Raw genomic sequence first — 20,480 nt, 5'->3', positions numbered from 1 at the left:
GCGGAGCGACAAGGACGGAGTGAACGCGATCAATTCGGCTCTCGTCTGAACGGCACCAGATTGGACGTGGAACCCTTCGCAATATCCCGGTCCTTCTCTTCATTCCGGCTATCGTCTTCGCCCGGTTCTGCGCGCCGATCCGCCGTGATTTCCAGCCTGCGCGGGCTCGCCGGCATCTGGTCGCTGAAATAGCGCGTCGGCGTTGTTCCCAGCATGCGGCGGAACATGGCGATGAAGGCACTGACGCTTTCATAGCCGAGATCGCCGGCAATGACGGTCACGAGATGCCCTGCCGCGAGCCGCTGCAGTGCGACACCGATATGCAGCTGCTGACGCCAGCGCACGAAGGACATGCCCGTCTCCCGCTGGAACAGGCGGCTGAGCGTCCGGTTGCTTGCGCCGACCCGCGCACCCCATTCGTCTACGGTGAAACGCAACCCGGGTTCGGCGACCATCGCTTCGGCCAGCCGCTGCAGCCGGCGGTCAGTGGGCATTGGCAGATGGATCGGCTCCAGCGGCGCGGCACGGAGCTCATCCAGGAGAACGCCGACCAGACGGTGAAGCCGCTCCGACTCCATCTCCGGACTGTCGGGGCGCGGCTCCAGGCGAAAAATCACCTCGCGCAGGAAGGGCTGGACGAAGAGAATGCCGCATTCGTCCTTCAGGCCGCCGGTCAATCTCGCGTCGACATAGAGATTGCCGATCTTGACATGGCCGCAGACCCGGCCGCTATGGGAGGTGCCGCCCGGGATCCACAGCGCGCAGTTCGGCGGCACCGTCCAGACACCGCCGGCCGCCCTCATCGTCAGCACGCCGCTCATCACGTAAAGCAGTTGCGCCTTGCCGTGGCGATGCGGCTCGGACTCGCCAACGAAGGTCGTCTCGGTGATGAAACTGAAGGCCGGGCGCGACACCTCGTCGATCACGGAGGGGTCAAATCTATCCTGAATATTCATTGCCGATCCTCACAGGCAAACTCAACCGACGGCGTATTGCTCTATCACAGAAGCCGGAGGTCAGAGTAACCACGCATCGTCCCTGCTGCCGATGAGGCTCCGTCCCTTCAGCTCCGCCTCCTCCTCATTTGCCGCAAAGACGATCGCGAAGCCAAACGCCTTTCCGGCCGTGACAGCCGCGATCTTGATCGCGGGCGACATCGGCCTGCCACCATCGATGACGATCATGCCGCGGCAATAGGCTCGCATCCGGTCCTTGATCTTCTTGAAAAACAGCGCCCGTTCCTTGCGCTCCTCCTGCGTCTCGTCCTCGTGATCGTCTGGCGCGTGATCGGTGACCAGCACGAAGGGCCGCCGCTCCTCCAGCAGGGCCTCGATCTGGTCATTGATGGAGGTTTCTGCATCGGCATTGGTGCGGATGAAGACGACAGGCAGGCGGGAACGATCCAGAAGCACGGGAGGCGGCCTTTCGAAATGGAAGCAAGTGAGGCGAGACTAGCATTCCGGGCGGGAGCCGGATTTCGCGAAGCTGCCAACAAATGTTCTGGATCGGCCAAGTTTTGCGAGGGAGTTCGGGATTGCATCTGCAAAATCTAGCCGACCCGCGAAAAGCCTGCTCCTTTCAATATCTCCTGTCCCTGATCGGATAGGAGAAAATCGCGCAGTTCTCTCGCATCGTTCGGAGCGCCCTTGCACAGCCCTAAACCATATTCGACCTTGGGAGAGAATTCCGCCGGGATTTCGACGACGCGGAAAGCTGGATCGGCCTCCAGCAGCCGGGCGTTGGAATAATAGCTCAGGAAAAGGTCAGCTTCGCCGTCGGCGATCAGATAACCGCCGTCCTTGCCGGGCGGTGTCGGCGGCGAATTGCGGCCGCCGACCAGTTGCCGCGCGCGGGCTTTCAGCGCGACGCCCATGCCTGGATGCTTCGCCTCCACAAGGTCGAAAACTTCGAAGGCATAGTCCCCGGAAGGATCGTCGCCTGGCGTCGATGTGCCGATCTTCACCGCAGGATCTGACAGGATGTCGAGAAAATTCTCCGTCGCGAGGCCGAGATCGGCGCGTGCGATCACGCAAAGCCGATTGCGCGCAAAGCAGATGGCCTCTTCCGTGATGCCGAGGGAAGCGAGACGTCGCGGATGCGCCATATTGGCCGAAGCAAAAAGATGGAATGCTTCGCCCGCCTCGATCCGCTCGCGCAACAGGCCGGCAGGTCCAAGTGACAGCGAAATCCCGATACCCGTCATCTGCCCGAAAGCGCCAATGATGGCAGGAAATACATGCCGCATGCTGCCAGCGGAGAGCACCTTCACGGATTGGGTCATCAATGTTCTCCTTTTCGGTCCCTTTGCCGGAAGAGCGGTACGAAAGCGGTTTCTTCACGCTCACCGCTGCCGAGGCGTGCTGACAGGATCGGAATGCCATAAAGCGCTTCCAGATAGGCTTCCGTCATCACCTTTTCGGTTGCGCCAAAGATGGTTCTCGTCTGTGGCAGCATGAGCAGCACCTTGTCAGCCACGGCGACCGCGTGGTTGGGCTGATGGGTGGTAAAGGCAATGGCGAGTTTTTCACGGTCGGCCAATTCGCTGAGCAGGGAGAGCACGACATCCTGATTTTTCAGGTCAAGCGCGGAAGCCGGCTCGTCGAGCAACAGAACCGCATTCTCACCCGCAAGCGCTCGCGCAATCAGCACGAGTTGGCGCTCGCCACCGGACAAAGCCTCGATATTGCGCGACGCGTAGTCGGCCATGCCGGTGGCGCTGAGTGCCTCCATCGCCTTTTCCACATCGCGCTTTCGCGGCGTCTGGAAAACCGGGATATGCCGGGCGCGGCCCATCAGCACCACATCCAGCACCGAATAGGGAAAGGAGCCGATGAATTCCTGCGGTACGAAGCCGGTGCCCCGATTGAGCTCCATCCGACCGGAGGTTGGCTTCAGAAGTCCCGCCAGAACCCGCAGCAATGTCGATTTGCCGCGGCCGTTCGGCCCCAGGATAGCGGTGATCTCCCCTGCCCTCAGGTCGAAGTCGAGATTGCGGAACTGCCAACGCTCGCCGTCATAGGACTGGCTGACGGCCTCGATGCGCAGCATGACCGGATCAGAATCCACGTGCGCCTCTCTGGGTCTGTTTCAACACCAGCGCGAAGACCGGCGTGCCGATCAGCGCGGTCAGGATACCGAGCGGGATTTCCGTGGCTGTGGCAGTGCGGGCGACGGTATCGATTATCAGCAGGTAGAGCGCGCCGATGATCAACGAGGCCGGCATCATCACCCGGTGATCGGGGCCGACCAGCATGCGCGCCATATGCGGCACGACCAGCCCGACCCAGCCGATAACGCCGCTGACTGCCACCTGCGCCGATACGATGCAGGAGACGAGGATCAGGATCAGCCAACGGAGCGGCTCGACATTGACCCCGAGGGCACGTGCATCCTCGTCGCCGATGGAGAGCAGATTGATGCGCCAGCGCAGGCCCAGCAGCAGAATGCTGCAGATCAGAACGGGTGCGGCGATCAACCCGAACTTCTCCCAATTGCCGGTGGCGAAACTGCCGAGCAGCCAGAAGACCATGGCCGGCAGCTTGTCTTCCGTATCGGCTAGATACTGGACGAGGCTGACGAGCGCACCGAAGAAGCCGGTGATGACGACGCCGGCCAAAACCAGCGCCAGGATATTCCGCCGCGCGACGATACCGTTCAGCGCATAGACCAGAACCAGTGCCGAAAGCCCAAAGACGAAGGCAGAGCCAAGCAGCCCGTAACGCGGAAAGCTGAAGAGGATGGCAAGCACACCACCGAAGGCAGCACCCGAGGAGACGCCCATCACCTGCGGCCCCACCAGCGGATTGCGGAACACGCCTTGCATCGTGGCGCCGGAGAGTGCGAGACCCGCGCCGGAAAGCAGCGCCAGCAGGATGCGCGGCATGCGCACCGTAAAGACGACATTCGCCTCCGTCGGCGTGACGGGCACGTCCGGCGGGGAAATCGGCGCCTGGAGGATCTCGATTACCCGCGCGAACGGAATGTCGTAACGGCCTATGCCAAGGGAAGCGACCGCGACGAGCGCCAGAATGACCGCCAGGATAGCGATGATCACGGATGGCGGGCGTCGCGGGAAGGCATCAGCGTTCATTGCTGCGCGGCACGATAGTCGGTGCGGTAGAACTCCCTGTAATAGGCATCCGCTTCCTTCTGCATGTCGATATCCTTGAACCGCTCGGGATAAAGCTCCTTCGCCATCCAGAGCTCACCGAGCGACATGGCTTCCGGCATCGGATAACCCCATGCCTTGGCATATTCCGGCATCAGATAGACCTTGCCGTCCTTGACGGCATCGATCGTCTGCCAGGAAGCGGTCTTCCTGATCTCGTCGACGACGGCCGGATAACGCTCCTGGACGAAGATGACGGCCGGGTTCCATTTCAAGACGTCTTCCATCGACACCTGCTTGAAACCGGCGATCGAGTTCGCAACGTTGCGGGCGCCGGCGCGCTCCATCATCAGGCCGGTATATTTGCCGCGGCCATAGGTGGAGAGGTCCGGATTGGCCATGTAGGTGGCGACGCGATTGTCTTCCGGGATGTCGGCGAGCCGGTCGGCAACCAGCTTGCGGGTCTTTTTGGTGACCGCGATCATCTCCTCGCCCTTTTCCTTGCGGTCAAGCACGTCGGCGATCAGCCGCACGCCGGTCGCGAAACCAGCGTCGATCGCAGCCGGCTCGTCCTTGACCGTCGGGTTGAGTTTGACGGCTTCCGCCGGCGGCACGTCGAGCAGCGAGATGGCAACGACAGCAAGGCCGGCATCCTCGATCTGCTTGACCATGTCGGCCGGCGCGTAGTTGGTGACGAACACCACATCCGGCTTCAGCTTCAGCAACTCCTCGATATTGACCTTGGTAAGGCCACCCGGCATGGCAAGGTTCGGAAGCTGTGGTGCGAGACGCACATAATTGGCGCCGAGCTGCTTCTTCCACTCGTCGAGTACACCGACCACCTTGTCCATCGCATCCATCTGCACGGCGATGTTGAGCGTCTGGTGTTGCAGGATGACGACGCGGCTGACGACATCCGGGATGTGCACCTCTCTGCCGATCTGGTCGGTAACCATACGGTCGGCCCAGGCCGGCGCAGATAGCAATAAACCACTGATAGCAATGGCGATTTTCGCAACGAAAGCGAGACGGGCGATCATGGGCATAGGTCCTCCAGGATGGAGCCGACCGCTAGCATGATATTCGGCCGTATACAACGGCGTTATATTCGGATGAATATGTCGATCATGCGGGAGCAAGCTGGCCGATGGTCGAGTAATGGTCTGTCAATCTGCGGGCAAAGCGGCACGCGCCAAAGCGCGGGTCCGGTTATTGTCGCGAAGAAGCTTACCGGCAGACCGCAGTTGCGCTTTAGCTCTCGACGAACGCCCCGCCCCTGGGATGACGGAGGAAAGGTGGAGCCCGATCAAACCCCTCCCCAACCCCTCCCCACAAGGGGGTGGAGGGACTCCTCGTGGCACCCACCTCAATCCTCCAGAAACGTCGAAGATGTGGAAAGTGGGCGAGGCAGGTCAGGCCCCTCCCCCTTGTGGGGAGGGGTTGGGGCGGGGTCTTGTTTCTTCGGCGCCGCGACTCTTCAACGATCGAATGCACACTCAGTTCATTGACTTGAACGTCTCAAAGATCAGCGCTCTCAGCCAACGATGAACGGGATCTGCATCCATCCTCGGATGCCACGCCTGGACGATGTCGAAACCCGGCACGGCTACCGGCAGCTCAAACGTCCTGATCTGGCTTGTTGCGGCGGATTTGCGATAAGAGTTCGGAATCGCGCCGATCAAATCGGATGCCGCCGCAACCGCGATCACCGCTGGAAAGCTTGGCACGATCAGTCTGACGTCGCGGTAGACGCCGAGTTCGGCGAGCGCCCTGTCGACCGGACCGGCAAAATCCGCGTGCGGTGAGAAGAGTACGTGGCCCCAGGCGGCATAGCTCTCGACCGTGATCGGATCTGCATCGAAAATCGGGTGTCCTGTCCGTGCAAGACCCACATACCGGTCTTGAAAAAGGGTCTGGCAACGCAGTTCCCCGCTCTCCGTCGGCAGGACGCCGATATCCAGATCCACGGCAGCGTCTCTCAGGGATTGAACGTCCTTGTCAGATCGCGGCGCAAATCGAAGCCTTATCCCTGGTGCCGCGTTCGCCACAGCAGCGCTCAGGCCCGCGGCAAAAATAAGCACGAACGCCTCATTGGCACGAATGGTGAAATCGCGGTGCACCTCGCGGATTTCCACTGTCGACGGCGGACTGAGCACCGCTTTCACGGCTTCTCTCAACGAATGCACGTCTTCGGCAATCGCCAGGGCATGGGGCGTTGCGACCATGCCGCGCCCGGCCGGCACAAGGATCGGATCGCCGAGCGCAGCCCTCAAGCGTGACAGCGTCCGGCTCATGGCTGATGTACTGAGGCCAAGCCGGCGCGCGGCGGCCGATACGCTTCTCTCGCGCAACAGCGCATCCAGAGCCACCAGCAGATTGAAGTCGAGATCGGACATGACTCCATTTACTCAGGCATGGCGTTTTATGCAACAGTCGTTTGATTTCGTTGCGTCTGGCGCTCGCAATCGGCAAGGCTTAACTAGTCGGCCATCCGATAATGATTGGGAGTTTCTCAATGTCCCTCGCCTCCACCGCATCGATTTCTCAGGATGGCCCGGCATCGCCCCGACAATACATGGCCATCACACTCATACTTCTCTCAGCCGTTCTTGTCGTTCTGGACGGCGCCATTGCCAACGTCGCCTTGCCCTCGATCGCGCTCTCGCTGCACGTGGAAGCGGGCAGCACCGTATGGGTCGTCTCAGCCTATCAGCTGGCCGTGCTGGTCGCCCTTCTTCCGTGTGGCGCGCTCGGGGAAATCTATGGCGCGCGGCGGGTCTTCCTGATCGGCGTCGCGCTGTTTACCGCGGCTTCGGCTGCCTGTGCCTTCGCGGGCGACCTTTCCCTGCTGATCCTTGCCCGTTTCGCGCAGGGCCTCGGCGCGGGCGCGATCATGGCGCTTGCCATGATGAACCTGCGCTCGGCATTGCCGCAGCACATGCTGGGTCCGATCATCGGCGTAAATGCCATGGTCATCGCGATTTCTTCCGCTGCCGGTCCGGGCATTGCCGGCGCCATCCTATCCGTCACGACCTGGCCCTGGCTCTTTGCGGTCAATATACCGCTCGGCATCATCGTGCTGCTCAGCGGCGGTCTGCTGGGCAAGATCCAGGGCACGAAGCGAAAGCTTAACGTCAAGGCCTTGCTCGCCAACACGTCGATGTTCATCCTCTTCTTCTGCGGCACCGACCGGATAGCGACTGCGCCGGCAAGTGGCACGGTCCTCATTGCCGCCTCGGTAGCTTGCCTTGTCATTCTGCTGCGCCTGGAACGCAAAAGCGATGCTCCGATCATTCCGACGGATCTCCTGGCGGCACCCGCATTCCGCGTGGCGGTCATCGCATCGGTATCCTGCTTCTGCGGCCAGATGCTGAGCTACATCGCGCTGCCCTTCTATCTCCAGAACAGGCTGCACATGACGCCGGTTCTGGCCGGTCTCTACATGATGCCCTGGCCGGTTGCGACCGCGATCATCGCGCCATTTTCGGGACGTCTGGCAAACCGCGTCAAGACCGCATGGCTTTGCGCGACAGGCGGCGCGCTGCTGGCTGCCGGCCTCCTTGTGGCAGCTCTCTGCCCGCCCGATCCGAGAGGCATCGCGTTTCTGGTCGGCACGGTGATCGCCGGCCTGGGTTTCGGCCTGTTCCAGACGCCGAACAACCGCATTCTGCTTCTCTCGGCTCCGAAAGCCAGAAGCGGCGCGGCGGGCGCCATGCAGGGCACTGCACGACTTCTCGGCCAGACCCTGGGCGGAATCTCCATGTCGATCATCTTCGCGACATTGCCGCTGTCTGCCGCGCTCGAATTTGCGGTCGTCCTGTCGGCTGGCTGCGCGGCAATTGCCAGCCTGGTCAGCCTGAGCCGCGCCCGCTACGAACTGACGGGACAATCTGGAGCGAGCAGTCGATGAGCATTCTGTTCGCCAGGAGCCGAAAGCATTCCTTCGTTCCCAAAGCAATTCCAGCAAAAGTGTGTAGCGGTTTTGCGTCCGGAATTGCGTGAAAACAAAGAGATAGAGCATTTCCGTGATTCGGAGATAAACGGAAATGCTCTAGTCAGGCCAATCCCGCAGAACCCTCGCATGCCGACCGCAGCATCCCCAACAGCCAGCTCAGGCCGGCATCCATCATCGCGGCGCGGGGGGCGACCGCGCTCAGCTTGAAACGCGGCAGCGGCAATGGAGCATCCACCGTCACCAGGCCGAAGCGCGGGGCGTAGAGTGCGGCGAAGCGGCGGGGGACGGCGACCAGCATGTCGCTGTCGCCGGCGATGGCGAGCGCGAACATGAAATTCGGCACCGTCAGCGCCATCCGCCTGTTCAAGCCCCGCTGTTCAAGCGCCGTGTCGACGAAACCGTGCGGATCACCACCAAGCGAGACGACCAGATGCCGCATCCCGACATAGCGCTCCAGCGTCGCCTCCTGCGCGAAGGCATGGCCGGCGCGCATGGCAATGACGAAATCCTCTTCGTAGAGCGTGAGACTATGAAAGCGCGCCGGAATATCATCGGCAGGCACCACTGCGATATCCATGGCGCGGGCTTCCAGATCGGCAAACGCATTGCGCCAGGCCCGCTCAGGCGAACTCTCGCCCTGTTCCGGCAGCAGCTGGCGTATGCTGATATCGACCCCGGGTGCCGTCCTTTCCAATCCGGCAAGCAGCGCGGACAGGAAGACCGCGGAAACGCCATCCGGCGCGCCCAGCGTGAAACGGCGGTTCGACCTTGCCGGATCGAAGGGCCCGGCCGTCGAAATCACGCTTCGCACCCGGGCAAGGATCTCGGCTACCGGCGCTGCCAGTTCCATCGCCCGGGCCGTCGCCACCACGCCTCTCGGCGTCCTCACGAAGAGCGGATCGTTGAGCATGCGCCGCAGGCGTCCAAGCCCGTGGCTGACGGCTGATGGTGAGATGTTCAGCCGGTCGGCGGCGCGGCCGACATGGCCCTCCTCGATAACGGCTTCGAACAGCACGAGGAGATTGAGATCGGCGCGAGAGAGATCAGTTTCATTCAGCATATCGCTGAAATCATATCATTGGCTTCAGCATCGGGAAACGGGCATGTCTGAAGCACGGGGCTTTGCAGCCGCATTTCGAACTCCAGCCTCGCAGAGGACATGCCATGTCGCCGTCTCGCCGATCCCTCCTCGTTGCCGGCCCGGCCGGTCTCGCCTCCCTTGCCGCCGGTGCAGGCGGCAGCCGGGCGGCTCTGCAGGCGGCCGATCTCGCCCTGATATCGGAGGAAGCCAATGCCGCGCTGATGCGGGGCGATGTCGCCACCTACCGGACGCTCGTACCGCGCACGCAGGATTTCACCCTGATGTCACCCTTCGGTGGCACCCCATCGCGCGAGGCCGACATTACCGAGAAGACCTGGGATGGCATGAGCCGCTTCTTCAGGAACGGCACGCTGAAACAGGAGCTTGTCCAGACCTATGCCGGCACCGACATGATCGTGCTTGTCGTCGTCGAGCGCGCCAATGTCGAAGTCGGCGGCCTGCCCGCACAGGATTGGGCACTGCGTGTAACGCTCGTCTACCAGCGCGAGGGCGGAGAGTGGCGGCTTGCGCACCGCCACGCCGATCCGCTTCGCCATGCCATCACCCTGCAGCAATCGGCGGCACTCGGGCGCGGCGCTGCAGCCTGACGGTTGCTTTGCGCCGGGGGCGGACAAGACGTAAAGGGAGCGAGCACCCTGCCCGCCCCCTCTCTCCAAGTTCAGTTGCCGGCAACCGCGTCCCTGAACTCTGCCAGATCACGGTTGAAGCGCGGCGCTTCTTCCAGGAAGGGCGCATGCCCCGATTTCGCGTAGATCTTGGTTTCGACTGCCGGATTGAGCGACCGGGCACGCGCGATGCTCGGCTCCACATTCACCAGATCGTCCTTGCCGCCATAGAGCAGCAGCACCGGCACGCGCACCTTGGGCAGAGCTTGAGCGGCGGAAACGGTCATCGACGGGACGGTCCGCGTCATGACCCAAGAGGCCATCGCGGCATTGGAGAGCAGGCGCTCGAAGGTTGCCGTGTCGGGCTTCGTCGCAAAACACAAAGCCAGGAAGGTCTTCACCGCGTCGAGATGCACCTTCAGATCATCCGAAGCCATGCCTGCATAGACATCGGGATGCGATGTGATCAGCGCGGCATTGAGTTCGATGACGCCATCGACATAGACGATCCCACCAATGCCGTCGTCTCCATAGCTGGCAAGATAGTTTGAGATAACGACGCCACCGAGCGACCAGCCGACGAGAACAGGCTTTTTCGCACCCGTCGCCTTCAGGACCGTCGAGAGATCGTCTGCCCAGCGGCGCCCGTCGCGATAGGCTTCGGCATCATCAGGCTTTCCCGACAGGCCGTGGCCGCGCATGTCGTAGCTGATCAGCCGATAGTTCCGCAGTTTGGGGCTGGCGACCTGCATGTCCCAGTTCAGATGGCTGCCGAGCAGGCCGTGGATGAAAACGATCGCCGGACCGGCGGGATCGCCCGATTCCTGAACCGCGATCTCGACGCCGTCAGGCGCCTTCACCGTGTAGTCCTTCTCCGCCGCCATCGCCATGGAAGACAGGCCCAGCAGCAGGACGGAAACCCAAATTGCGCGCATTGTTCTTATCATGCCAGAATCCTTATGTTTAGCGATCGCTACAAACTAACGACTTGCCTTTTGCTGTCAAGAAGTCTTTAGTGATCACTATGGATAAGGTTGTGAAAACACGCCGCAGCGGCCCGCGAACCTTCGACAGGGATCAGGCAATCGACATCGCCATGCGCCTCTTCTGGCGGCATGGGTATGAAGGTGTCTCGTTGAACGACCTGACGGTCGCAATCGGCATCGCGCCACCAAGTCTCTATGCGGCTTTCGGCAGCAAGGCGGGGCTCTACCGCGAGGCGCTCGATCGCTATTTCGGGCTGCGGGGGGCGTTGTGGCATATCAAAACGACCACGACCCTTCAGGAGACGATCGAGACGCTGCTGCACAAGGCGATCGATGCCGTCACCGACCCCGCGGGAGAGCGCGGCTGCATGATATCAAGCGGCATGATCCAGTGCGGGCCTGACCATGCGGACCTGGCGCGCGAGATGGCAGAGCAGCGAAACACGATGCGGGAGACGATCGCACAGACGCTGGGGCAGTGGCTGGACCAGGAACGCGCAGTTTCCCTTGCCCGCTATCTTGTGGCCGTCATGCAGGGATTGTCCGTCCAGGCACGTGACGGCGCCTCGCGGCAGGAACTGCGGCAGGTCTCGGACGAAGTCATCGCAGGGGTGCGGGCGAGAGGCTTCAGCGAGATTTAGCGAGGCTTCCTGCCAAGCCGTTGGTGCCGTCAAAAACCCCTCCCCAACCCCTCCCCACAAGGGGGAGGGACTACCTTGGAGCACCGGCTCGCTTTTCCCGAAACATCGAAAATTTGCAAGACGAGTGCGGCAGTTTAAGCCCCTCCCCCTTGTGGGGAGGGGTTTGGGGCGGGGTCTTCAGTCGTGAGGACGGAAGCCTACCCCTCCACAAACTCCCAGCCCCCGAACACCTCTGCAAGTATCCGCGGCATCATTCCTTCCTCGCATCCTTGTCGTCATCAGCCACTTTCGGCTTGCTGGGCGAACGCAAATTATCGAAGCCCATATAGTGGTCGACGTCGGACGTGTTCCATTTGCCGCCCAGATAGATGATCGCTATGGCTACGGCGAAGATGAGCAGGACATAGAGCGCTTCCATACCTGCGATGTAGCGCGTACGGCCGGTTTGGACAGCGTCCGGCGATATGCCGCCGCTGTCAGGCCATTGCCAGCTGGCCGGCGGGCGCTGCGCCATAAGCTTGCCGGCCGGCGACCCAGGTGCGCCGCACGGCGGGTGCCGCACCCTCAGGCCAATCGACCAGCACGAGGTCCGCCCGCTTGCCGACTTCGATGACGCCGCGATCGGTGAGCCCCGAGGCACGCGCCGGATTATCAGAGACGAGCGGCCAGAGCGCATGGAGCGGCGCCACGCCATCGGCCTTGAGCCTTGCGAGGCCGAGCAGCATCGCCGGATAGTAATAGTCCGAGGCGAGAATATCGCAGAGCCCTTCGCGGATCATGTCGGCCGCGCCGATCGAGGCGAGATGGCTGCCGCCGCGCGTGGCGTTCGGTGCGCCGAAGACGATGAAGTCGCCGGCATCGCGGGCAGCCCGCGCCACCCGCCGGTTCATCGGGAATTCGCAAATCCGCGCGCCGCGCTGGCGGAAGAAATCGCGCGTTTCGATCTGGCTGTCGTCATGCGACAGCATCGGCGCGCCGGCGGCCTTTCCGAGTGCGGCCACTTCCTCGATTGCGTCAGGCACCTGCGGCCGGCGCTCCCACATGTTGCGCACCAGCGCCACCATGTCCGCCACCGGGATCTTCGCCCGCTTGGCGCGTTCCGCCATCTTCTCGGCGAAGGCAGGCGTTTCGGGATCCACTGTCGGGAAGGCCGGATCGAGATCGAAGGGCCGCTCCTGCAGCGGGATCGACGGATGCAGCATCACCATCGACGTGTGATCGTTGAAGGCAATCGACGGCAGGCGCGGACCGGCAAGCGCCTCGCGAATGAGGTCGACCGCTTCGACGCAAAAGGTTTCCCAGCGCAACTGCACGCGATTGTCCACCGTCAGCCGCGGCGTGAGCGCATCGAGCGCGCGCACGATGGCATAACCGGTTTCGACCGAGCGAAGCCCCGGCTCCCAGCTGAGCGTCAGCGCATGATAGGCCGTCGCGATGCCGTTAGCGGCAAGCTGGCGGTCGGTTTCGAGCAGCGCGGCAGGAACAGGCAGCATGGTGCCGGGCCGCGGCATGACCTGCCGCTCGAAGGCATCGCCATGAATGTCCACGAAAGCCGGACCGAGCAGATGGCCGCGTCCGTCAACGACATCAGCTCCGTCGCGCTGACCGTCGATACCGGTGATCCGGCCGTCTTCGATACGCACGGAGGCCGCCTCCAGACGGTCTCCGAAAACCACGGTTGCGCCCTCGATGATCACTGCCGGATTGTTCTGCATGGGTCTCATTCCAGGAAAAAGAAGGCGCGGCAGTCGAGTCACACGACAAGGTGCGCGCCGCCCGCAGCTTCTAGCCAGCGTATATGACAGATTTGCCAACGTCGCTGACAAAACACCTCAAAAAGATCAAACATTTGAATAGCAGAAATCAACGGGACGCAATTGGTCGCAAGATCCGGCTCTGATACCAAGAGACCGATGACCACACGCTCGAAACCCTCAGTCCTGTTCATCCTGATCGCCGGCGGAACCGTTCTGGGCATTGCCGGCACCGATCTGGTGCTTCCGGCCATCCCGAGCCTGCCGGGGCAGCTCGGGGGAAGCATCGAGGCCGCGCAGCTCGTGCTGGCGGCTTACGCGTTCGGCACGCTGGTCGGGCTGCTGACCTTCGGCGAACTCGGTGCGCGGCATGATCCACGCAAGCTGCTGATCTGGTCGCTTGCCCTGTTCGGCGTAGCCTCGCTCCTAGCCGCGGAATCACCGTCGATCGAATGGCTGATTGCGCTGCGCTTTGCTCAAGGTGCCTTCGGCTCCGGCCCGGCCGTCTTTGCGCCGGGTTTCATCCATGGCCTCTATCCGCCCGACAAGGCGGCCGCCGCCATGGGGCGGCTCGGTTCCGTCGAGTCCCTGGCGCCGGCGCTCGCCCCCATCGCCGGAGCCTGGCTGCTGGAATTTGGCGGCTGGGAGATTTCCTTCGTGCTGCTGGCAGCGCTCTCCGCGCTGGTCGCCGCAGCCGTTTTCTGGCAGCGCGCCCATTTCCCGCGTCGACAGCAGATGGAAGACCACCACAGCTACTTCGCCATTCTGAAGAACCGCGAATTTCTGAGCTATGCGTCGAGCCAGGCTCTGAGCCTGGGCGCCCTCCTCGTTTTCGTCTTCGGCCTGCCGGCCGTCCTGACCGGCCCGCTCGACAGGGGGATCGAGGATTTCGTCATGCTGCAGGTCTGCGGCATCGCCATCTTCATTCTGGCCGCGAATTCGTCTGCATGGCTCGCGGCAAAATTCGGCACCCTGCGGACGATCCGCGCGGGCACGGCCATCATGCCCTGCGCCTTTCTGGCAATCCTGGCCTATGCACTCACAGGCGCCAGCAGCCTCTGGGCACTCGTCCCGCTCTGGGCGGTCGTGAATTTCGGCTTCGGCATGCGCGGGCCGATCGGCTTTCATCGGGCAATATCGGCTGCCCGCGGCGATCATTCGCGCGCCGCGGCAATCGTCATCGCAGCGATCCTCGGCATAGCGGCGCTCGGAACGACCGCCGTCGCTCCATACATCTCCGTCGGTCTCTCGCCGCTGGCGATCGCCGGTGCCGCGATCTCGGCCCTCGCGCTACTGTCGCTGGCGCCGCTGCGAGCCCTCGTTTGAAGCCCCACCGCCAAGCGGTAGTGACGCCGGACCTGAACCAGTGGACGGCGCCATATCGGTCGTTGCCGATCAGATACGGGCCATCATGAAACGATGTGATGGGCGGGCACCCTCTATAGGCTACCTTTGACCCTGGCCGACACCATGTCGGCGTCACGACGCGGAGGCTCGCCGAAAAGCTGCTTGTATTCACGGCTAAACTGCGACGTGCTTTTGTAACCCACGGCAAACGCGACGGAAGCGGCATCGGTCTGCCTGGCAATCAACCGCCGGCGGGCCTCCTGCAACCGAATGTGCTTTTGATATTGCAGCGGGCTTAGAGCCGTCACCGCTTTAAAACGTCGGTGGAACACGGACTCGCTCATGCCTGCAACAGCGGCCATATCTTCGACGCTGAGTTGCTCCGTGTAGTGTTCACGTATCCAGGCCATTGCCTGTCGAACATGCGACAGGCGGGACTCGACGCCGGCGATCTGACGCAACATCTCGGCGTGCGGGGTCAGCATCAGCCGGAACATAAGTTCATGCTCCAGGTGAAGCGCCATCACCGGAATTTCCTTTGGCCGCTCATACATTCCCAGCAATCTTTGCCACGCACCAATCAGCTCGGCATTGGCCATGCTGAAAGCAAACCCAGGCTGCATCTGCAGCTCCGGGGTGTTGGCCAGGTACAGCACCACATTCATTATAACGGCAGGATCAAGATCGAGATTGACCGCCAGGAATGGCTTGTCCGGCGACGCCTCGACGATCTGGCCCATGGCGGCGATTTCGGCACAAACGACCATGGTCTGGCCGGGGCCATACTCGAACACCTTATCCCCGATAATTGTCCGCTTGGTTCCCTGCAGGACTATGAACGCCATCGGGTCATAAACCAGAGCATTCAGCTCGGTCGGTTCGGTGATGCTGTAAATGCTTAGCCGCGACATGCCGGGATATTCAGCTCCCGCATGTCGGATCGCCAGAGAGCGAATTTCATCGAGTTTGTCCATCGTCCCATTGAGGACCAGTTGCCTGAAAACATCAAGGTGCTGACGGGATCAGGCAATAAATCAGGACCATCAGGCATAGTCAAAAACACGCATATGACCCAGATTCCCTTCGCACAATGGAAGGTACGATCATGCAAAAGCGTAAACTGGGCACAAACGGCCCGGAAGTCTCTGCCATCGGCTACGGCGCAATGGGCTTCCATCTGGCCTACGGCTCAGCCGACGAAGAGGCCGGCTTGGCGACGATCCGCCGTGCCTATGATCTCGGCGTGACGTTTTTCGACACGGCCGAGCTGTATGGCTGGGGCGAAAACGAGAAGTTCATCGGCCGCGCGGTCAAAGGTTTCCGCGACGACGTGGTATTGGCCACCAAATTCGGCTTTACCCGCTCATGGGAAGCCGACAGCCGCCCAGAGCACATTCGCGAAGTAACCGAGAACAGCCTGCGCTATCTCGGCGTGGAGAATATCGACGTGCTCTACCAGCACCGCGTTGATCCCAACGTGCCGATTGAAGATGTCGCAGGCACGGTCAAGGACTTGATCGCCGAGGGCAAGGTCAAGCATTTCGGCCTCAGCGAAGCCGGTCCTCAGACTATCCGCAAGGCCCATGCCGTACAGGAAGTCGCGATGCTTCAAACCGAGTATTCGGTGTTCGAGCGCGACGTGGAAGTCCTGTTCCCGATCCTGAGGGAGCTTGGTATCGGCTTCGTCCCTTACTCGCCGCTCGGTCGTGGCTTTCTGACGGGAGCAGTCAAGCCTGCAGCCGAACTGGAAGAGAGCGACATGCGCCGGGGCGATCCGCGCTGGCAGCCCGGCAATTTCGAGAAGAACGTCGAGGCCGTCCGCCAGTTGAATGAGCTTGCCACGTCGAAGGGCGCTACCGTTTCGCAAGTGGCACTCGCCTGGCTGCTGGCTCAGGGTGACGACATCGTGCCTATTCCGGGCTCACGCAAGGCGGAGCGCGTCGCTGAAAACGTCGGTGCAGCCGACCTGGTGCTAGCGGCAGAAGACTTGGCCAGGATCAAGGAAATCTTGCCGGAAGGCGGTTTTGGCGAGCGTTACGCCAAAGAGTTTGCACCGACCTGGATTTAGTCCCCGCCAACAACGGGTTGGGCTGGCGAACCGCCAGCTTGCCCCCACTTAAAAAGGAGCCATCAAATGCCTACCCCTCTTGAGATCGTAACCGAGTTTTGCAACACCTTCCCCGAGGATGGCGGAAGGCCTGCGGTGCGGCGTTGGTTCACCCCCGACACTGTTTGGGAAAACGTGGGGATTTCATCCACGACCGGCATCGACGAAGCTGTCGGCATGATCGATGAACTCGAAAAGTCCATGGGCATCGCAACTGTTCGCATCGAGATGCTTGCCATCGGTGCAGATGGCAACCGTGTGCTCACGGAGCGGCTCGACATTTTCGAACGCGCTGACCGCAGCGAAATCGGGCGAGTGACGCTGATGGGTATCTATGAAATCGAGGGTGATCGCATCGTCTCCTGGCGCGATTACGTTGACGTCAACGCGATCTCAAAGCTCGCGGCCGGCTGACGGTCTGACCTTCGCCTGGGGCGACGCGGCGGCCAAGAGTGCGCCGTGTCGCTGGCTCATGACCGGTGCGGAACTGTTTTAGATAACACTGTGTCCACACCGGTATCGGTAGTTTCGCCAGATCCCGCGTGGTATTGGGCGTTAGCCCCAGGAGGTCCCGATATTGCTCTCACTTGAGACCCTCATCACGTTTGCTGCCGCAGCAACTATTCTATGCTGGGTACCAGGTCCGGATAATTTGTTCGTGTTGATGCAATCGGCGATCTACGGCCGGGGTGTAGGGCTGTCGGTGACCGCAGGGCTGTGCATCGGCCTTGTCTTTCACACGGTCGCTGTGTCCTTGGGTGTCGCGGCAATTTTCCAGACGTCGCAATTTGCCTTCGATGCACTGAAGTTCGTCGGTGCCGGCTATCTTGTTTACCTGGCCTACAAGGCCTTCCGGGCAGTGCCGGACGAACTCGAGGCTGGAACCGCGAAAGTAAAGCCGATGTGGCAAATGATGGCGCGCGGCGTCGTCATGAATGTCACGAACCCGAAAGTCGCGATCTTCTTCCTTGCATTTCTGCCCCAGTTTACCTCTGCCGCCAACGGCAGCATCGTTTTTCAGATGCTCCAGCTTGGCGGCATCTTCATCATCTGCGCCTTCACGTCTTTCGCCGTCATCTCGCTGCTTGCCGGGTCGATAAGCACCTGGTTGAAGCGCTCTGACCGAAGCCAGGTCATTCTGAACCGCGTTGCCGGCCTCGTATTCGTCGGGCTGGCCGCAAAGCTCGCAACAGCGCATCGTTAAAGCAGCCGTTTCTTGATCGTTTGCGAGAAAACGTACTCGGTCCTCGCGCTGTGAGATCAACTTCCGACATGACGCTCGATCGGCTCGGCCAGGTCGATCCAGTGCGGGCGCCGGGGCCGAGGGCCTCGCCGTCAATAGAGCGACTTCCTGTAGGCGTCTTCGAGTGCGTCATCTATTTTGCGCATTTCGATATCATCGGTCGGAGCGCCAGTCGTCTGATCCAGGATTATCTTTGAAAGCGAGGGCATCTCGCTGCGATCCTGAAAGTGCTCTGGGTCCCATAGATGAGAGCGCCTGAATGCCTTGGCGCAATGCAGGAAGACCTCGCCCACCTTGACCAATATCGCGAGCTTGGGCAAACGATCGCCGACCCCCATATCCCCAAGGATTTCAGGGTCGGTCACGAGCCTTGCTTCGCCATTCACGCGAAGCGTGTCGTCAAATCCCGGAATGATGAAGAGCAGTCCAACGCTCGGATTGGCAAGAATATTGACCAGCGTATCGAGGCGATTATTGCCCGGTCGGTCCGGGATCGCCAATGTGTGCGGATCAAGGATTTTCACGAAGCCGACCGGATCGCCGCGCGGGCTGACATCGGCTTTGCCATCCTGGTTCTGGGTGCCGATGCACAGGAATGGCGATCGCCTGATGAACTCCTGTGCGTGCCTGTCGAGTACGCCCAGACACTTCTGAGCTGCCAGAGCATGCGTCGGTTGAAACAGCTCCCGTAGAGCCTGTTCATCCCTCACGACAAATCTTGGATCGACACTGAACTCCGTCATTGCATTCGCCTCCCATAGCATCATGGCCGGACGATCGCGCCATGCTGATGTACGTACCTCAAATTTGCACTGTTCGTCAAGTCACGTTGACCCTGCGAGCGAAGTGCTTCGTCAATGCGAGGTCTCTGCCCTTCCCTCCGTCCGGTCTCTCGGTCCCCGCTTGCCCGCGGCTATTACCTTCCTGGTAATTGATGCAATACCGAGTTTTTCAGATGGTCCGGATCAGACGCGGTCACGCAACCGCGCGATCTCAGCCCGATTATCTGAAAGGTCATGCAATGCCCCATTTTCCGATCCATAGCCTCGAGACGGCGCCACAGGCGTCGCAGCCCGCCCTGCGCGGCCTGAATGATGCTTTCGGCCTTGTCCCCAATATCGCAGGCGCGATGTCGACTTCGCCCGTGCTCATCAATTGCCTGGCAGCGCTTTTCCAGAACGTGCATGGCGGCAGCTTTAGCGAGCCGCAGATCCAGGTATTGCTGCTGACCAACGCCGTGACGAATGCCTGCGAATGGGCGGTCGGCTTTCATTCGTTTCTGGCCATCCGGCAGGGCATTCCGGCTGTCGATGTCGAAGCAATCAGAGGCGGCGGGTTGCCGGGCGAACCGGAGGCGGCAGCGCTTTCAAAGCTCGCCCGCACACTGATCGAGAGCCGTGGACAACTGCCGGAAGCCGATGCCGACGCGTTTCTTCAGGCGGGCTTCGGCGAGGACGAGCTTCTGGAGGTGATCGCCGTTGTCGCCGCTTCGACGATCACCAATTATACCGGCAGCGTCACCCGCCCTGCCCTGGAGCCGCCGTTTGATGCCTACGCCTGGATAAGGCCCTGATATACAATCGGCTCGGCCGCTCCGGCGGCCAGCCTCTCCCACGATCCAGCGGACCCCATGACCAGAGCCTTTCATGCCCCACGGCCTTCCCATCCGACGACATCAGGCGCGCTGTTGCGCCAATGGCGAGAAATCCGGAGCAAGCCGCAGCTGGAACTCGCGCTGGATACGGGCATCTCGCAAAAGCATGTGAGCTTCGTCGAAACCGGAAGATCGACACCGAGCCGGCAGATGATCATTGATATCGCCGATGCCCTGCAGATCCCCCTGCGCGAGCGCAATGCCATCTTTCTTGCCGCGGGATACGCGCCGGTCTACCGCGACGAACCGCTCGACGCCCCTTCCATGCAGAGCATCGATCGCGCGGTCGGGCGAATGTTGCGGCAGCATGAGCCATTTCCTGCGATCGTCATGGATCGGTATTGGAATGTGATCGACACGAACAGATCGGCCCCCGCCTTCTTCAATCGCTTCATCGATCTTTCGCTGCGACCGAAGCCTCGCAATCTTCTGCATCTGATGTTCGATCCCGAGGGGATGCGGCCCTTCCTGATGCACTGGGAGGAAACAGCCCGCAGCCTTCTGTCCCGGGCCCGAAGGGAAGCGATCGGTCATGTTTCCGACGAAGGCACGCAGATGCTCATAATGGAGCTCATGGCCTATCCCGATGTCCCGCAGGACCTGCATTCCGGATCGGTCTCGGATGCCCTGCCCATGATCCCCCTCAGGTTTCGGACGGAACGCCATAGCCTCAGCCTCTTCTCCATGATCACAACGGTCGGAACGCCGCAGACGGTGGCAGCCGAGGAAATGCGCATCGAAACGATGTTTCCGGCCGACGAAGAGAGCGAAAGCATATACCTGGACTTCATGAGCCGAAATGACGCTGGCTGAGCCGACAGACGCCGCGGCTTCACGAGATTGATCCAACGGCAGCGATGGCGGGTTTTTAACGCCATCCGCCAGGATCGACCTTTGTCGCAGCCTCGAATTTGGGTAGTCTCAGTTTCTGCAAGCGTAAGAGAAATCTTTGTTATTCTTGTCTGTTTCGAGACCAGG

The 20,480-nt window shown here is 61.4% G+C and carries 22 protein-coding genes; 9 read left to right on the top strand and 13 right to left on the bottom strand.

The annotated features are described in order from the left end of the window. Nucleotides 1-29: 29 nt before the first annotated feature. The 7 genes from AC1DUP_RS16195 to AC1DUP_RS16165 all read right to left on the bottom strand — a co-directional run bounded on the left by AC1DUP_RS16195 (nt 30) and on the right by AC1DUP_RS16165 (nt 6,504). The gene (locus AC1DUP_RS16195; protein ID WP_477833168.1) at nt 30-956 is read right to left on the bottom strand and encodes an AraC family transcriptional regulator; all 927 of its coding nucleotides are present in this window, start codon (nt 954-956) and stop codon (nt 30-32) included. A gap of 60 nt (nt 957-1,016) precedes the next feature. Continuing rightward, nucleotides 1,017-1,412 carry a hypothetical protein gene (locus AC1DUP_RS16190; protein WP_477833167.1) on the bottom strand — a complete coding sequence of 132 codons (396 nt, stop codon included), beginning with the start codon at nt 1,410-1,412 and terminating at the stop codon, nt 1,017-1,019. Between the two features lie 137 nt (nt 1,413-1,549). Then, nucleotides 1,550-2,281, bottom strand: coding sequence for a molybdate ABC transporter substrate-binding protein (locus AC1DUP_RS16185; protein WP_477833166.1), 732 nt, complete (start codon nt 2,279-2,281; stop codon nt 1,550-1,552). Next, a complete protein-coding gene (locus AC1DUP_RS16180) occupies nt 2,281-3,066 on the bottom strand; it encodes an ABC transporter ATP-binding protein (protein ID WP_477833165.1) in 786 nt (261 codons plus the stop codon). The genes AC1DUP_RS16185 and AC1DUP_RS16180 overlap by 1 nt, the downstream gene beginning before the upstream one ends. After that, a complete protein-coding gene (locus AC1DUP_RS16175; protein WP_115034779.1) occupies nt 3,056-4,090 on the bottom strand; it encodes an iron ABC transporter permease in 1,035 nt (344 codons plus the stop codon). Before AC1DUP_RS16175 ends, AC1DUP_RS16180 begins: the two co-directional genes overlap by 11 nt. After that, nucleotides 4,087-5,154 (bottom strand): ABC transporter substrate-binding protein, encoded by a 1,068-nt coding sequence (locus AC1DUP_RS16170; RefSeq protein WP_477833164.1) that lies wholly within the window; start codon nt 5,152-5,154, stop codon nt 4,087-4,089. The genes AC1DUP_RS16175 and AC1DUP_RS16170 overlap by 4 nt, the downstream gene beginning before the upstream one ends. 450 nt (nt 5,155-5,604) lie before the next feature. Beyond that, complete coding sequence (locus tag AC1DUP_RS16165; RefSeq protein ID WP_115034778.1) at nt 5,605-6,504, bottom strand: LysR family transcriptional regulator; 900 nt, start codon at nt 6,502-6,504, stop codon at nt 5,605-5,607. Between the two features lie 179 nt (nt 6,505-6,683). On the opposite strand from AC1DUP_RS16165, the gene AC1DUP_RS16160 reads away from it, so the two are divergent. Continuing rightward, complete coding sequence (locus tag AC1DUP_RS16160) at nt 6,684-8,018, top strand: MFS transporter (protein ID WP_115034777.1); 1,335 nt, start codon at nt 6,684-6,686, stop codon at nt 8,016-8,018. A gap of 145 nt (nt 8,019-8,163) precedes the next feature. Here AC1DUP_RS16160 and AC1DUP_RS16155 read toward each other — a convergent pair whose 3' ends face one another. After that, on the bottom strand, nt 8,164-9,123 hold the full coding sequence (locus AC1DUP_RS16155) for a LysR family transcriptional regulator (protein ID WP_115034776.1): 960 nt from the start codon (nt 9,121-9,123) through the stop codon (nt 8,164-8,166). A gap of 104 nt (nt 9,124-9,227) precedes the next feature. On the opposite strand from AC1DUP_RS16155, the gene AC1DUP_RS16150 reads away from it, so the two are divergent. Further along, nucleotides 9,228-9,752 carry a nuclear transport factor 2 family protein gene (locus AC1DUP_RS16150; protein ID WP_115034775.1) on the top strand — a complete coding sequence of 175 codons (525 nt, stop codon included), beginning with the start codon at nt 9,228-9,230 and terminating at the stop codon, nt 9,750-9,752. 71 nt (nt 9,753-9,823) lie between these two features. Here AC1DUP_RS16150 and AC1DUP_RS16145 read toward each other — a convergent pair whose 3' ends face one another. Next, nucleotides 9,824-10,705 carry an alpha/beta fold hydrolase gene (locus AC1DUP_RS16145; protein WP_477833163.1) on the bottom strand — a complete coding sequence of 294 codons (882 nt, stop codon included), beginning with the start codon at nt 10,703-10,705 and terminating at the stop codon, nt 9,824-9,826. Between the two features lie 89 nt (nt 10,706-10,794). Between AC1DUP_RS16145 and AC1DUP_RS16140 the strand changes: the two genes are divergently transcribed. Beyond that, on the top strand, nt 10,795-11,397 hold the full coding sequence (locus tag AC1DUP_RS16140) for a TetR/AcrR family transcriptional regulator (RefSeq protein ID WP_477833242.1): 603 nt from the start codon (nt 10,795-10,797) through the stop codon (nt 11,395-11,397). 250 nt (nt 11,398-11,647) lie between these two features. Here the strand turns inward: AC1DUP_RS16140 and AC1DUP_RS16135 are convergent, their stop codons facing one another. Both AC1DUP_RS16135 and AC1DUP_RS16130 read right to left on the bottom strand, forming a co-directional pair. After that, a complete protein-coding gene (locus AC1DUP_RS16135; RefSeq protein ID WP_477833162.1) occupies nt 11,648-11,911 on the bottom strand; it encodes a hypothetical protein in 264 nt (87 codons plus the stop codon). After that, the gene (locus AC1DUP_RS16130) at nt 11,874-13,112 is read right to left on the bottom strand and encodes an alpha-D-ribose 1-methylphosphonate 5-triphosphate diphosphatase (protein WP_477833161.1); all 1,239 of its coding nucleotides are present in this window, start codon (nt 13,110-13,112) and stop codon (nt 11,874-11,876) included. Before AC1DUP_RS16130 ends, AC1DUP_RS16135 begins: the two co-directional genes overlap by 38 nt. Before the next feature lie 198 nt (nt 13,113-13,310). Between AC1DUP_RS16130 and AC1DUP_RS16125 the strand changes: the two genes are divergently transcribed. Next, entirely contained in the window at nt 13,311-14,477 is a 1,167-nt protein-coding gene (locus AC1DUP_RS16125; RefSeq protein WP_477833160.1) for an MFS transporter, read from the top strand. A gap of 113 nt (nt 14,478-14,590) precedes the next feature. Here AC1DUP_RS16125 and AC1DUP_RS16120 read toward each other — a convergent pair whose 3' ends face one another. Further along, nucleotides 14,591-15,472, bottom strand: a complete 882-nt coding sequence (locus AC1DUP_RS16120; RefSeq protein ID WP_115034771.1) for an AraC family transcriptional regulator — start codon at nt 15,470-15,472, stop codon at nt 14,591-14,593. 131 nt (nt 15,473-15,603) lie between these two features. On the opposite strand from AC1DUP_RS16120, the gene AC1DUP_RS16115 reads away from it, so the two are divergent. From AC1DUP_RS16115 to AC1DUP_RS16105, 3 genes are all read left to right on the top strand, one after another. Next, the gene (locus tag AC1DUP_RS16115) at nt 15,604-16,566 is read left to right on the top strand and encodes an aldo/keto reductase (protein WP_477833159.1); all 963 of its coding nucleotides are present in this window, start codon (nt 15,604-15,606) and stop codon (nt 16,564-16,566) included. Nucleotides 16,567-16,632: 66 nt separating this feature from the next. After that, on the top strand, nt 16,633-17,019 hold the full coding sequence (locus AC1DUP_RS16110) for a limonene-1,2-epoxide hydrolase family protein (protein ID WP_477833158.1): 387 nt from the start codon (nt 16,633-16,635) through the stop codon (nt 17,017-17,019). A 163-nt stretch (nt 17,020-17,182) separates the two neighbouring features. Further along, on the top strand, nt 17,183-17,809 hold the full coding sequence (locus AC1DUP_RS16105; protein ID WP_477833157.1) for a LysE family translocator: 627 nt from the start codon (nt 17,183-17,185) through the stop codon (nt 17,807-17,809). A gap of 131 nt (nt 17,810-17,940) precedes the next feature. Here the strand turns inward: AC1DUP_RS16105 and AC1DUP_RS16100 are convergent, their stop codons facing one another. After that, nucleotides 17,941-18,591: a pyridoxamine 5'-phosphate oxidase family protein gene (locus AC1DUP_RS16100; RefSeq protein ID WP_477833156.1), complete on the bottom strand. Its 651-nt coding sequence runs from the start codon at nt 18,589-18,591 to the stop codon at nt 17,941-17,943. 278 nt (nt 18,592-18,869) lie between these two features. Between AC1DUP_RS16100 and AC1DUP_RS16095 the strand changes: the two genes are divergently transcribed. Further along, complete coding sequence (locus AC1DUP_RS16095; RefSeq protein ID WP_477833155.1) at nt 18,870-19,421, top strand: carboxymuconolactone decarboxylase family protein; 552 nt, start codon at nt 18,870-18,872, stop codon at nt 19,419-19,421. Nucleotides 19,422-19,478: 57 nt separating this feature from the next. Next, nucleotides 19,479-20,315 (top strand): helix-turn-helix domain-containing protein, encoded by an 837-nt coding sequence (locus AC1DUP_RS16090; RefSeq protein WP_477833154.1) that lies wholly within the window; start codon nt 19,479-19,481, stop codon nt 20,313-20,315. The last annotated feature ends 165 nt before the right edge of the window (nt 20,316-20,480 follow it).

The organism is Rhizobium sp. 01L419, from assembly GCF_056400025.1.
Note: the sequence above shows the minus strand (reverse complement) of the source record. Positions and strands in the feature narration are given on the sequence as shown.

Bases quoted from the DNA above. Each gene is read 5' to 3' on its own strand.
- AC1DUP_RS16195 (WP_477833168.1), bottom strand. From the start codon at position 956: ATGAATATTCAGGATAGATTTGACCCCTCCGTGATCGACGAGGTGTCG.
- AC1DUP_RS16185 (WP_477833166.1), bottom strand. From the start codon at position 2,281: ATGACCCAATCCGTGAAGGTGCTCTCCGCTGGCAGCATGCGGCATGTA.
- AC1DUP_RS16175 (WP_115034779.1), bottom strand. From the start codon at position 4,090: ATGAACGCTGATGCCTTCCCGCGACGCCCGCCATCCGTGATCATCGCT.
- AC1DUP_RS16170 (WP_477833164.1), bottom strand. From the start codon at position 5,154: ATGCCCATGATCGCCCGTCTCGCTTTCGTTGCGAAAATCGCCATTGCT.
- AC1DUP_RS16165 (WP_115034778.1), bottom strand. From the start codon at position 6,504: ATGTCCGATCTCGACTTCAATCTGCTGGTGGCTCTGGATGCGCTGTTG.
- AC1DUP_RS16160 (WP_115034777.1), top strand. From the start codon at position 6,684: ATGGCCATCACACTCATACTTCTCTCAGCCGTTCTTGTCGTTCTGGAC.
- AC1DUP_RS16155 (WP_115034776.1), bottom strand. From the start codon at position 9,123: ATGCTGAATGAAACTGATCTCTCTCGCGCCGATCTCAATCTCCTCGTG.
- AC1DUP_RS16150 (WP_115034775.1), top strand. From the start codon at position 9,228: ATGTCGCCGTCTCGCCGATCCCTCCTCGTTGCCGGCCCGGCCGGTCTC.
- AC1DUP_RS16145 (WP_477833163.1), bottom strand. From the start codon at position 10,705: ATGCGCGCAATTTGGGTTTCCGTCCTGCTGCTGGGCCTGTCTTCCATG.
- AC1DUP_RS16140 (WP_477833242.1), top strand. From the start codon at position 10,795: ATGGATAAGGTTGTGAAAACACGCCGCAGCGGCCCGCGAACCTTCGAC.
- AC1DUP_RS16135 (WP_477833162.1), bottom strand. From the start codon at position 11,911: ATGGCGCAGCGCCCGCCGGCCAGCTGGCAATGGCCTGACAGCGGCGGC.
- AC1DUP_RS16130 (WP_477833161.1), bottom strand. From the start codon at position 13,112: ATGCAGAACAATCCGGCAGTGATCATCGAGGGCGCAACCGTGGTTTTC.
- AC1DUP_RS16125 (WP_477833160.1), top strand. From the start codon at position 13,311: ATGACCACACGCTCGAAACCCTCAGTCCTGTTCATCCTGATCGCCGGC.
- AC1DUP_RS16120 (WP_115034771.1), bottom strand. From the start codon at position 15,472: ATGGACAAACTCGATGAAATTCGCTCTCTGGCGATCCGACATGCGGGA.
- AC1DUP_RS16115 (WP_477833159.1), top strand. From the start codon at position 15,604: ATGCAAAAGCGTAAACTGGGCACAAACGGCCCGGAAGTCTCTGCCATC.
- AC1DUP_RS16110 (WP_477833158.1), top strand. From the start codon at position 16,633: ATGCCTACCCCTCTTGAGATCGTAACCGAGTTTTGCAACACCTTCCCC.
- AC1DUP_RS16100 (WP_477833156.1), bottom strand. From the start codon at position 18,591: ATGACGGAGTTCAGTGTCGATCCAAGATTTGTCGTGAGGGATGAACAG.
- AC1DUP_RS16095 (WP_477833155.1), top strand. From the start codon at position 18,870: ATGCCCCATTTTCCGATCCATAGCCTCGAGACGGCGCCACAGGCGTCG.
- AC1DUP_RS16090 (WP_477833154.1), top strand. From the start codon at position 19,479: ATGACCAGAGCCTTTCATGCCCCACGGCCTTCCCATCCGACGACATCA.